The sequence below is a fragment of the Pseudomonas sp. PA15(2017) genome, from assembly GCF_001945395.1.
Lineage (GTDB): Bacteria > Pseudomonadota > Gammaproteobacteria > Pseudomonadales > Pseudomonadaceae > Aquipseudomonas.
Map to the genome: position 1 here is coordinate 49,845 of NZ_MSXV01000055.1, position 8,478 is coordinate 58,322.

Sequence of the window (8,478 nt, forward strand, 5' to 3'; positions counted from 1 at the left end):
ACCTTTCACATGCGCATTCTCGTTACCGGCGGCGCGGGCTTTATCGGCTCCGCGCTGATCCGTCACCTGATCAAGAGCACAGATCACGAGGTGCTCAACCTCGACAAACTGACCTATGCCGGCAACCTGGAATCGCTGCGCGAGGTCGAGCATGACCCGCGCTATGGCTTCCTGCAGGCGGACATCGGCGATCAGGCTGCAGTCAGCGAGGCGCTGAACAGCTTCCAACCGGATGCCATTATGCACCTGGCGGCCGAGTCCCACGTCGACCGTTCCATCGACGGCCCGGCGGCGTTCATCCAGACCAACATCGTCGGCACCTATGGGCTGCTCGAAGCCTCCCGCGCTTACTGGTCGAAGCTGGACGAGCCCCGTCGCCAGGCGTTTCGCTTCCACCATATTTCCACCGACGAGGTGTACGGCGACCTGCACGGCGTCGACGACCTGTTCACCGAAACCACGCCCTACGCGCCCAGTTCGCCCTACTCGGCCAGCAAGGCGGCCTCGGACCATCTGGTGCGCGCCTGGCAGCGCACCTACGGCCTGCCGGTGCTGTTGACCAACTGCTCGAACAACTACGGCCCCTACCACTTCCCGGAAAAGCTGATCCCGCTGGTGATTCTCAACGCCCTGGATGGCAAGCCGCTGCCGGTGTATGGCAATGGCCAGCAGGTGCGCGACTGGCTGTTCGTCGAGGATCATGCCCGCGCCCTGCTGCAGGTCGTCACCCGCGGCGCGGTTGGCGAGACCTACAATATCGGCGGCCACAACGAACAGAAGAACCTCGACGTGGTGCACGCCATCTGCGACCTGCTCGACGAACTGCAGCCGCGTGGAGCTGGCTCCTACCGCGAGCAGATCACCTTCGTCACCGATCGCCCCGGCCATGACCTGCGCTACGCCATCGACGCCAGCAAGATCGAGCGCGAGCTGGGCTGGACGCCAGCGGAAACCTTCCCCAGCGGCCTGCGCAAGACCGTGCGCTGGTACCTGGACAACCTCGACTGGTGCCGCCGCGTGCAGGACGGCAGCTACCAGCGCGAACGGCTCGGCGCGCCCAAGGAGCAACAGTAATGAAAGGCATCATCCTCGCTGGCGGCTCCGGCACCCGCCTGCACCCGATCACCCTGGGCCTGTCCAAGCAGCTGCTGCCGATCTACGACAAACCGATGATCTATTACCCGCTATCGGTGCTGATGCTCGCCGGTATCCGCGAGATTCTGATCATCTCCACACCCCACGATCTGCCGCAGTTTCAGAAGCTGCTCGGCGACGGCAGCCAGTTCGGCCTGCAGCTGAGCTATGCCGAACAGCCGGAGCCGGACGGTCTGGCGCGCGCCTTCATCATTGGCGAAGCGTTCATCGGCAGTGATCCGGTGTGCCTGATCCTTGGCGACAACATCTTCCATGGCCAACACTTCACCGAGATGCTATTGCGCGCGGCGCAAGTGGAAAAGGGCGCCACGGTGTTCGGTTACTGGGTTCGCGATCCCGAGCGCTTTGGCGTGGTGGAGTTCGATGCTCAGGGCCAGGCGATCTCCATCGAGGAAAAGCCGGCCCAGCCGCGTTCCAGCTATGCCGTAACGGGCCTGTACTTCTACGACAACGACGTGATCGAGATCGCCAAGGCGGTCAAACCGTCCAAGCGCGGCGAGCTGGAAATCACCGACGTCAACAACGCCTACCTGCAGCGCGGCGATTTGCGCGTAGAGCGCTTCGGCCGCGGCTTCGCCTGGCTCGACACCGGCACCCACGACAGCCTGCTGGAAGCCTCGCAGTACGTACAAACCATCGAGCACCGCCAGGGACTGAAAGTCGCCTGCCTGGAAGAGATCGCCTACGGGCAGGGCTGGATCGACCGCGAATGCCTGCTGCGCCAGGCCAAGGCGTTCGGCAAGACCGGTTATGGCCAGTACCTGTTCAGCCTGGCCGAGGACAACTGATGCACATCATTCAAACCGCCATCCCCGACGTATTGATACTCGAACCCAAGGTATTCGGCGATGAGCGCGGCTTCTTTTTCGAAAGCTTCAACGCGAAGGCCTTTGCCGACGCAACGAGCCTGAACCCCAACTTCGTTCAAGACAACCACTCGCGCTCGCAGCGCGGCGTGCTGCGCGGCCTGCACTATCAGGTGCAACAGGCCCAGGGCAAGCTGGTGCGCGTGACCGCGGGCGAAGTGTACGACGTCGCCGTGGACCTGCGCCGCCAGTCAGCCACCTTTGGCCAGTGGGTGGGCGCCCATCTCTCCGCTGACAACAAACGGCAGATGTGGGTGCCCGAGGGTTTTGCTCACGGCTTCGTGGTACTCAGCGAGTTCGCCGAATTCCTCTACAAGACCACCGACTACTATGCCCCGGCCCACGAGCGCTGCATCCGCTGGGATGATCCCAAGCTGGCCATCGATTGGCAGCTGCGAAGCGAACCTAAGCTTTCAACGAAGGACCAGCAGGGCAAGTTCTTCGACGACGCCGAGCTGTTCCAATGAAGATCCTCCTGCTCGGCCAACACGGCCAGGTGAGCCGTGAGCTGCAGTCGTTGCTCAGCAAGCAGCATGAACTGATCGTGCTCGGCCGAGAGCAACTCGACCTTGCCGATACCGCGCGCCTGCGTGAGGCCGTGCGCCATCTGCGCCCGGAACTAATCATCAACGCTGCAGCGCACACCGCGGTCGATGCCGCTGAAAGCGAGCCGGAGGCGGCCTTCGCGATCAACGCCATCGCGCCTGGCGTGCTCGCCGAAGAGGCAGCGGCGCTCGACGTACCACTGATCCACTACTCCACCGATTACGTGTTCGACGGCAGCAAGCCGGCCGCCTACCACGAAGACGACCTATCCAACCCGCTGGGCGTCTACGGCCGCAGCAAACTGGCTGGCGAGCAGGCCATCGCGGCAGTGGGTGGCAAGCACCTGATCCTGCGCACCAGCTGGGTGTACTCCCTGCACGGGCGCAACTTCCTGCTGACCATGCAGCGCCTGCTGCAGGAGCGCGAGCAGCTCAGCGTGGTGGCCGATCAGATCGGCGCGCCGACCTGGGCCGGCAGCATCGCCGCTGCGACCGTGCAACTGATCGAGCGCTGGCAGGCTGAGCAAACCGCAGCCTGGGGCGTCTATCACTTCAGCGCACGCGGTGAAACGTCCTGGTGCGGCTTTGCCGAAGCCATCGCCGCGCAATTGCTGGCACAGGGCAAACCGGTCGCCACGCTGAAGCCCATCGCCACCACGGAGTACCCGACGCCCGCCAGGCGCCCGCTCAATTCGCGCCTGGACTGTACGCGCCTGGAGCGCGACTGGGGCGTGCGCCTGCCGGACTGGCACACCGGCCTGCTCGAGTGCCTGAACAGGCCACGCTGACGCCGACAGCTAGCCCGGGTGAGCGCTGGGAACCCGGGCTCACCCTCTATCGCCAGGTTCGGGTTGGGCTACCTGGCACCCGGCGTATGCGGTCATAATGGCCCGGTCTTTCCGGCGCCCATTCGATGAACACGATCCCCAGCACCATTCCCAAACGCCCCCGCTGGCGCAGCCTGGCAATCCTGGCCCTGCTGCTGGCGCCGCTGCTGTGGCCGTTGCACTACGTCGCCGAGCGCTATTACCGCATCGAGCTGACCGAACAGAATCGGCAAACCCTCGACCTGTACGTGGCCAACCTGCTGGGTACCCTGCGCCGCTACGAAGTACTGCCGCCGATTCTCGGCGACCTGCCGGGCCTGCGTACCGTGCTGGCGACGCCGGGCGACGAAGCCGCCCAGGCAGCGGCCAACCAGTTGCTCAAGCGCGTACGCCAGCAGACCGGTGCCGATGTCATCTATCTGATGAACCCCAAGGGCGAAACCCTGGCAGCCTCCAACTGGGATCAGCAGGACACCTTCGTGCGCGGCAACTTCGCCTTTCGCCCCTACTTCCAGGAGGCGCTGGCCGGGCGCCTGGGGCGCTTCTTCGGTCTCGGCACCACCTCTGGCAAGCGCGGCTACTACTTCGCTTCGGCGGTCTATGACGGCAATCAGAAGATCGGCGTGATGGTTATCAAAGTCGACCTCGATCACACCGAAAGCCTGTGGGGCAACACCCCGGAGCAACTGCTGGTGACCGACGGCAATGGCGTGGTGATCCTGACTTCGCGCCCGGACTGGCGCTTTCACGCCAGCCGCCCGCTGGACAAGGCCGAGCGCGCCTCCATCGCCGCCATCCAGCCCTACCCGACCCAGGCACCGCCGCCCCTGCAGCTCGACCCCGATGCCTGGCTGACGCAGAGTCGGGTACTCGACGAAACTGGCTGGAGCGTCAGCATTCTCGCCCCGCGGGTGGTACTCGACCGTTCGGTGCGCACGGTAATGGCGGTCGGCGGTGGCGCCCTGCTGGTGTTGATCCTGCTGGTCGGCCTGATGATGCAGCGCCGCCGTCATTACCTTGACCGCATCGCCCTCAGTACCCGTGCCCGCCAGGAGCTGGAGCAGCGCGTGCAGGAACGTACCCAGGATCTGGAGCGCCTCAACAGCCGCCTCAAGCAGGAAGTACTGGAGCGCGAGCAGGCCCAACAGGAACTGGTGCAGGCCCAGGACGAACTGGTCCAGGCCAGCAAGCTGACCGCCCTGGGCACCATGAGCGCCAGCATCAGCCACGAACTCAACCAGCCCCTGGCGGCCATCCGCAGCTACGCCGAGAATGCCGGCGTGCTGCTCGACCACGGGCGCACCGAGGACGCCCGCGGCAACCTCAAGCTGATCAGCCAGCTCACCGAGCGCATGGCCTCGATCATCGCCCACCTGCGCGCCTTCGCCCGCCGCGACCGCCACGCACCGGAAAGCGTGGCCCTGCAACCGGCCATCGACGATGCCCTGGCGCTGCTGGCCAAGCGCCGCCGTGCCATGGACGTCGAGCTGATCCGCGATCTGCCGGATGCCACCCTGTGGGTGCAGGCTGGCGAGACGCGCCTGCGCCAGGTGCTCAGCAACCTGCTGGCCAACGCCTTGGATGCCCTGGCCGAGCGCCCGCAGCCGCGGCGCATCTGGATCAGCACCGAGCTGCAGGGCGATCTGCTCGAGCTGCACCTGCGCGACAACGGCCCCGGCTTTTCGGAAAGCGCCCTGGCCCACGCCCGCGAACCGTTCTTCACCACCAAGACCAGCGCCCAGGGCCTCGGCCTGGGCCTGGCGATCTGTGACACCCTGATGCGCGCCCTGGGCGGCGAACTGCTGTTCGCCAACCATCCCAAAGGCGGCGCGCACCTGATCCTGCGCCTGCGCACCGCCGACAACGGCGTGAACATCCAGCCGCCCGAGGACTTCACCGTATGAGCACCATCGACGCCAATACTCAGGTTCTGCTGATCGACGACGACCCGCACCTGCGCCAGGCCCTCAGCCAGACCCTGGACCTGGCCGGCCTCAAGGTCGCCACCCTGGCCGATGCCAAGGGCCTGGCCGAGCGTATCGAACGCGACTGGCCCGGCGTGGTGGTCAGCGATATACGCATGCCGGGCGTCGATGGGCTGGAGCTGCTCAAGCAACTGCATGAACAGGACCCGGATCTGCCGGTGCTGCTGATCACCGGCCACGGCGACGTGCCCCTGGCCGTACAGGCCATGCGCGCCGGTGCCTACGACTTCCTGGAGAAACCCTTCGCCAGCGAAGACCTGCTGGAAAGCGTGCGCCGTGCCCTGGCCCTGCGCCGCCTGGTGCTCGACAACCGCAGCCTGCGCCTGGCTCTGGCCGACCGCCAGCAACTGTCCGGTAGGCTGGTCGGCAACTCGCCGGCCATTCAACGCCTGCGCGAGCAGATCGGCTCCCTGGCCGGGATCAGCACCGACGTGCTGATCCTCGGTGAAACCGGCGCCGGCAAGGAAGTCGTGGCCCGCGCCCTGCACGACCTGTCCAGCCGCCGCGATGGCCCCTTCGTGGCGATCAACGCCGGCGCCCTGGCCGAATCCGTGGTGGAAAGCGAGCTGTTCGGCCACGAGCCCGGTGCCTTCACCGGCGCGCAGAAGCGCCGCATCGGCAAGTTCGAGTTTGCCAATGGCGGCACGCTGTTCCTCGATGAAATCGAGAGCATGACCCTGGACGTGCAGGTCAAACTGCTGCGCCTGCTGCAGGAGCGGGTGGTCGAACGCCTCGGCGGCAATCAACTGATCCCGCTGGATATCCGGGTGATCGCGGCTACCAAGGAAGACCTGCGTACCGCCGCCGACCAGGGACGCTTTCGCGCCGACCTTTATTACCGCCTCAACGTCGCGCCACTGCGCATCCCGCCCTTGCGCGAACGCGGCGAGGACATCCTGGTGCTGTTCCAGCATTTCGCTAACACCGCCAGCGCCCGCCACGGCCTGCCGCAACGGGACTTGCAACCCGGTCAGCGCGCCATGCTGCTACGCCACCCCTGGCCGGGCAACGTGCGTGAATTGCAGAACGCTGGCGAGCGCTTCGCACTTGGCCTGGATTTGGGGCTGGAATTGAGCGTCGACAGCCAGCTACACAGTGCGCCGCTATCCGGCAGCCTCAGCGAACAGGTCGAGGCCTTCGAGCGTGCGCTGATCGCCGCCGAACTGACCCGTAACCACAACTCCCTGCGCAGCCTCGCCGAGGCTCTTGGCGTGCCCCGCAAGACCCTGCACGACAAACTGCGCAAGCATGGCTTGAACTTCGCCGACGCTGGCGGAAGCTCGCCAGACGACATCGAGTAAATAAGCGGATTCTTGCCGACTTCATCAGCGGCTTTCATCGGAAATTCGCAAACCCGCCAACCGCAAGGGCTGGCGGGTTTTATTTTGAAAATCCGCCGTACCATATGACATGGGGCTTTGCGCCTGACGCAAAGCTGCCATGCCGAATTCTTACCACGCCTGGCACAACGCTTGCTCTGCTGCTCATCAGCGGAAAACAAGTACAAGTCCAGGCCCAATCGCTGCCAACCGATCCTGCCGCTCGAGCGGCAATCCTCGACTTGCTCTTGTTCGCTCGTTTCAGCGCCTCGGCGCCCAGCACGATAGCCAACAACAAGAGGAAGCATCGCATGTTCAAATTCACTGCCAAGGCACTGGCTTGCGCCCTGTCGCTGAGCATCGCCGGCATGGCCCAGGCGGCCGATCCGATATCGATCAAGTTCGCCCACGTGGTTGCCGAGCACACGCCGAAAGGCCAGGGCGCCCTGCTGTTCAAGAAGCTCGTCGACGAGCGCCTGGACGGCAAGGTGACCGTGCAGGTCTACCCGAACTCCTCGCTGTTCGGCGATGGCAAGGAAATGGAAGCGCTGCTGCTCGGTGACGTACAGATCATCGCGCCGTCGCTGGCCAAGTTCGAGCACTACACCAAGCAGATCCAGATCTTCGACCTGCCGTTCCTGTTCAACGACATCAACGCCGTCGATCGCTTCCAGCAGAGCCCGGAAGGCAAGGCGCTGCTGACCAGCATGGAAAGCAAAGGCATCACCGGCCTGGGTTACTGGCACAACGGTATGAAGCAGCTCTCCGCCAACAAGAAGCTGGTCGAGCCGAAAGATGCCCGCGGCCTGAAATTCCGCGTACAGGCTTCCGCCGTACTCGACGAGCAGTTCAAGGCCCTGCGCGCCGCGCCGCGCAAGATGAGTTTCGCCGAGGTCTACCAGGGCCTGCAGACTGGCGTGGTCAACGGTGCCGAGAACCCCTACTCGAACATCTACAGCCAGAAGATGCACGAAGTGCAGAAGTTCATCACCGAGTCCGACCACGGCGTGCTGGACTACATGGTGATCACCAACACCAAGTTCTGGGACGGCCTGCCGGAAGACATCCGCAGCGAGCTGACCGCGATCCTCGCCGAGGTCACCATCGAGGTGAACAAGCAGGCCGAGGCGCTGAACCAGAAGGACAAGCAGCGCATCATCGATGCCGGCACTACCGAAATCGTCATCCTGACGCCCGAGCAACGTGAAGAATGGCGTGAAGCCATGCGCCCGGTGTGGAAGAAGTTCGAGGGTGAGATCGGTGCCGACCTGATCAAGGCTGCCGAGGCTGCCAACCAGGCCAACTGAGGCCGCCTGGCCTCACGGCCATCCGGCGACGGCTCCTGAGCGGAGCCGCCGCCCGCTTCACCGACACTGCCCCCGCAGGCTGCAGCACCGCTGCCGAGCCCCGGATGCGGCTGTCTCTTACGTCGCTTCGCGACCGCTCTTATACACGGAGATAACCCATGCACGCTGTCGCTCGTGTCTGGAACAAAGCCGAAGAGATGATGGTGGCGTTCCTGCTTGCAGGCATGACCCTGGTCACCTTCTCGTACGTGGTGTTCAACAACCTCTACGGTGTTTTCTACGCCCTGGGCGATACGCTGCCGTTCGGCGGCGATGCCATGTTCGCCATCGGCGACGGCATCCTCTACGTCGCCCAAGAAATGACCTGGAGCGTGGCCCTGACCAAGGCCATGTTCGGCTGGCTGATCTTCGTCGGCCTGGCCTGGGGCGTGCGCATCGGTGCGCACATCGGCGTCGACCTCTTGGTGCGCCTGT

8 protein-coding genes are annotated in these 8,478 nt (G+C 64.6%); all 8 read left to right on the forward strand.

All coding sequences use genetic code 11. The annotated features are described in order from the left end of the window. The first annotated feature begins 9 nt into the window (after window positions 1-9). Window positions 10-1,074: a dTDP-glucose 4,6-dehydratase gene (rfbB, locus tag BVH03_RS19985; protein WP_075962815.1), complete on the forward strand. Its 1,065-nt coding sequence runs from the start codon at window positions 10-12 to the stop codon at window positions 1,072-1,074. Further along, entirely contained in the window at window positions 1,074-1,943 is an 870-nt protein-coding gene (gene rfbA, locus BVH03_RS19990) for a glucose-1-phosphate thymidylyltransferase RfbA (RefSeq protein WP_075962816.1), read from the forward strand. Before rfbB ends, rfbA begins: the two co-directional genes overlap by 1 nt. Beyond that, the gene (rfbC, locus tag BVH03_RS19995) at window positions 1,943-2,488 is read left to right on the forward strand and encodes a dTDP-4-dehydrorhamnose 3,5-epimerase (RefSeq protein ID WP_075962817.1); all 546 of its coding nucleotides are present in this window, start codon (window positions 1,943-1,945) and stop codon (window positions 2,486-2,488) included. The genes rfbA and rfbC overlap by 1 nt, the downstream gene beginning before the upstream one ends. Continuing rightward, window positions 2,485-3,354, forward strand: a complete 870-nt coding sequence (rfbD, locus tag BVH03_RS20000) for a dTDP-4-dehydrorhamnose reductase (RefSeq protein ID WP_075962818.1) — start codon at window positions 2,485-2,487, stop codon at window positions 3,352-3,354. Before rfbC ends, rfbD begins: the two co-directional genes overlap by 4 nt. 125 nt (window positions 3,355-3,479) lie before the next feature. Further along, window positions 3,480-5,297 (forward strand): ATP-binding protein, encoded by a 1,818-nt coding sequence (locus tag BVH03_RS20005; protein WP_177344927.1) that lies wholly within the window; start codon window positions 3,480-3,482, stop codon window positions 5,295-5,297. After that, window positions 5,294-6,679, forward strand: coding sequence for a sigma-54 dependent transcriptional regulator (locus BVH03_RS20010; RefSeq protein WP_075962819.1), 1,386 nt, complete (start codon window positions 5,294-5,296; stop codon window positions 6,677-6,679). Before BVH03_RS20005 ends, BVH03_RS20010 begins: the two co-directional genes overlap by 4 nt. 329 nt (window positions 6,680-7,008) lie before the next feature. Next, window positions 7,009-8,004: a C4-dicarboxylate TRAP substrate-binding protein DctP gene (gene dctP, locus BVH03_RS20015; protein WP_075962820.1), complete on the forward strand. Its 996-nt coding sequence runs from the start codon at window positions 7,009-7,011 to the stop codon at window positions 8,002-8,004. Between the two features lie 158 nt (window positions 8,005-8,162). After that, window positions 8,163-8,478: TRAP transporter small permease subunit (locus tag BVH03_RS20020; protein WP_143486018.1), on the forward strand; the 316-nt coding region annotated here is incomplete at its 3' end.

Excerpts from the sequence above, each read along its gene's own strand:
- dctP (WP_075962820.1), top strand. The coding sequence starts at position 7,009 with ATGTTCAAATTCACTGCCAAGGCACTGGCTTGCGCCCTGTCGCTGAGC.
- BVH03_RS20005 (WP_177344927.1), top strand. The coding sequence starts at position 3,480 with ATGAACACGATCCCCAGCACCATTCCCAAACGCCCCCGCTGGCGCAGC.
- BVH03_RS20010 (WP_075962819.1), top strand. The coding sequence starts at position 5,294 with ATGAGCACCATCGACGCCAATACTCAGGTTCTGCTGATCGACGACGAC.
- rfbA (WP_075962816.1), top strand. The coding sequence starts at position 1,074 with ATGAAAGGCATCATCCTCGCTGGCGGCTCCGGCACCCGCCTGCACCCG.
- rfbD (WP_075962818.1), top strand. The coding sequence starts at position 2,485 with ATGAAGATCCTCCTGCTCGGCCAACACGGCCAGGTGAGCCGTGAGCTG.
- rfbB (WP_075962815.1), top strand. The coding sequence starts at position 10 with ATGCGCATTCTCGTTACCGGCGGCGCGGGCTTTATCGGCTCCGCGCTG.
- rfbC (WP_075962817.1), top strand. The coding sequence starts at position 1,943 with ATGCACATCATTCAAACCGCCATCCCCGACGTATTGATACTCGAACCC.